Origin of the sequence: Flintibacter muris (assembly GCF_943192995.1) — a bacterium.
GTDB classification, from domain to species: Bacteria; Bacillota; Clostridia; order Oscillospirales; family Oscillospiraceae; genus Lawsonibacter; species Lawsonibacter muris.
This window is the reverse complement of sequence record NZ_CALPCP010000099.1, coordinates 1-2648: the sequence shown is the minus strand read 5'-3', so window position 1 is coordinate 2648 and position 2648 is coordinate 1. Positions and strand designations below refer to the sequence as shown.

1 protein-coding gene and 1 pseudogene are annotated in these 2648 nt (G+C 46.3%); both read right to left on the bottom strand.

From position 1 onward, the window contains the following. Positions 1–57: 57 nt before the first annotated feature. Positions 58–819, bottom strand: a complete 762-nt coding sequence (locus NFS22_RS23350) for an RNA-dependent RNA polymerase family protein (protein ID WP_251320016.1) — start codon at positions 817–819, stop codon at positions 58–60. Positions 820–840: 21 nt separating this feature from the next. Then, positions 841–2261, bottom strand: a pseudogene (locus NFS22_RS23345) (IS5 family transposase). Between the last annotated feature and the right edge of the window lie 387 nt (positions 2262–2648).

The following is a 2648-nucleotide window of genomic DNA, read 5'->3' as shown; positions in this document are numbered from 1 at the left end:
TTTCATTTCTTCTGCCCCCTTCCCTTCTATTTTACCATACTTTCCGGGCGGGGGGGATTAAATCAGTGGTTCCTTAGTCTTACTTGCATTAAGGCATACTTTACACTGTGGAACATTTGCATATTGGGGAGCATAAAAAATTTCTAAAATTACTTTGTTAATTATATCTAAGCAATCAGGTTGGCTAATATAGCGATTAAAAATTACAATCCCATCATCAATGTAGCGTTTATAAAAAATCACGCCATGTCGTTCTAATCTTTGCAACAATAACTCATCGAATTGTTTTGCTGCAATCTCACATATAATATTGGAAGTGTTGAGACCTGCATACGCATATTTTGTCGCATACACAAAAGACTCCAATAATTTTACTTGATATCTCTCTAAATCTTTTCCTTGTATATATTTTTTATAAACAAAGACACTTGATACTGAATTGAAGAAGTTCTTAAAATCAAACTTAAGTATCGTATAATCAGACATATCTTTTAATGCATAGATAGTGTCAAACAAGGATCGAATAAAGGTATTCCTATTAGGGTAGGAAATATGAAACTTTCGATCTAATACCCGTTTTAAGAAGATACACAGCAGGGCCTCACTGGAGAAAGGGGGATACATGATAACTTTTCTTTGTTTGCCGGTTTGATGTATTTGCAATTTACTATAGCCAGCAAAATTATATGTTTTGTTTTCATAAGATGCAATGGTGTTCGCAACGATATCACTTATTGCCTGTTCGCTTTTGCGTTCATGACGCGGAAGTATTGCATTTTGATATTCAGCAATTTTTTGTATTTCTTTCTCTATATTCATAATTCATCCTCTATTATCAGGTCATGCTTCATTATTGCACGCATTTATATAGGCTCTGCTCCGCAACGTCAGCAAAACAAACAGCAGAAGCATAAGGCAAAACAGAGCGAGAGCGGCCCTCAGGGATAAGGAAAGGTTTGAGAGCAGCAGTGCAAGCCAATCACACAGACAGCGGTTTCCTGTAGGCGTGCCATGACGCGGTCCAGGCCGTAAGCGGTCTTGACCGTCCCAAAAACACCCTCCACAGCATTGCGGTCGCAGTTGTCCTGATACTCCAGTTTCTTTGCTTGACGGGACAGGCCGGGAGCTTTTGGCGGCTTTCCCAGGGCCGGACCGGACAGACGAATACCATGCTCTTTGCAAAAAGCCAGTGTCTGGCGGCTGCGGTAGATTTTGTCCGCCAGGATACGTTCCGGGTAACAGCCATAGCGCTCCCGGTACCGAGCCACCGCCCGCCAGAGGTCTTCCGATTCGTTGAAGGGCTCGAAGTCCAGCCGTTCGATCCTGGCATAGCCATCCACCAGACTGATATGCAGTTTTGAGCCAAACTCGGTATTGGCGTGGGCTTTTCCCCGAACGATGGGCCGGACCCAGGGCTGGGCCAGACTGACGATGCGCCGGGGAATGCTGTGGGTCCCGGATTCAAACATGAGGCGCTGCTGCTCGTAGACAGTAGTCATGATATTCAGGCGGTCCGCCTGCTTTGAAGACAATTTTGCACCTTTTTGAACCAATTCAGCTATGTACCTGATATCCCGGCAGATGTATTGCAGCTGTTTGCGTATCGCGGAACGGATTGCTTTCCCACTGCGCTTCTTGCTTTTGGACAGACGGAGATAGTCCTTCCGGGCGCGCTTGCGGTACATCCGGGGCTTCTTCTGTCCTGCCGCTTTACACAGCTCGTCCACCGTTTTCTCCGCTTTCTCCCGCACTTGGTTGAGTAAATCGATGTCCTGAGGATAGGCGATGTCCGCGGGGCAGCATGTGGCGTCCAGAATCAATGTCCCGCTGTTAGGCGGATCGTTCCCGTCATCCGAGTCATCCTGTTTCCCTGTCTCCGCTTTTGGGACAGACGCCTCCAGAATTGCTGCCAGGTCCTCCTCGCTGAACCGTTTCCGGAACGCCACCAGTGTGGACGCCCCGAACGGACACGGCCCGTACTCCTTCATGCCGATGAAATATTGCAGATACGGGTTTTCTCCAATGTGCTTCACCAGCCATTGGTCGCTGCATTTCAGCCGCCGCTGAATCAGCAGCGCCCCTAATGCCATCCGTGCCGGATGGGCCGGGTGACCATTGTTCACGAATCGCGCTGCATACCGTTCCTCCGCTATCTCCCACGGAACCAGCGCCGCCAGTTTCACCCAATCGTTTTCTGGGTCCAGTTTCCCATATGGAAAGATGAAATCTTCCATCCGAAGCTGACTGTTGTCCTTATACATCCACTCCGCCCCCTATAAGTGCACGCTTTTTCCTTGCTTTTTCCCAATTCCCTTGCACCTATTCTACCATATTTCATCCCATATTGCTTGTCTTCTAAGCAGTTTGAGGTTATGAAGCAGGCCCTATATAGACCGGTGTGTAAAGAAAAATGACAGAGACGATAAGTAACTTGTCTTAAAGCATTTTACCACAGTAAATAGTGAAACACAAGCGAACTCCAGAAATCGTTGCTATGGAGAATATATATCCCCCCAATAAGCGAATTACAAGTATGATTTAAAAGACAAGACGTTAAATTATGCATACATTCTAGTACTTCACCAAGATAGAAAATAGAAGTAGCGGAGAAGCGAGAAATGTGGTAAAATACTCTCGGGTGATGAGGA

Excerpts from the sequence above, each read along its gene's own strand:
- NFS22_RS23350 (WP_251320016.1), bottom strand. The coding sequence starts at position 819 with ATGAATATAGAGAAAGAAATACAAAAAATTGCTGAATATCAAAATGCA.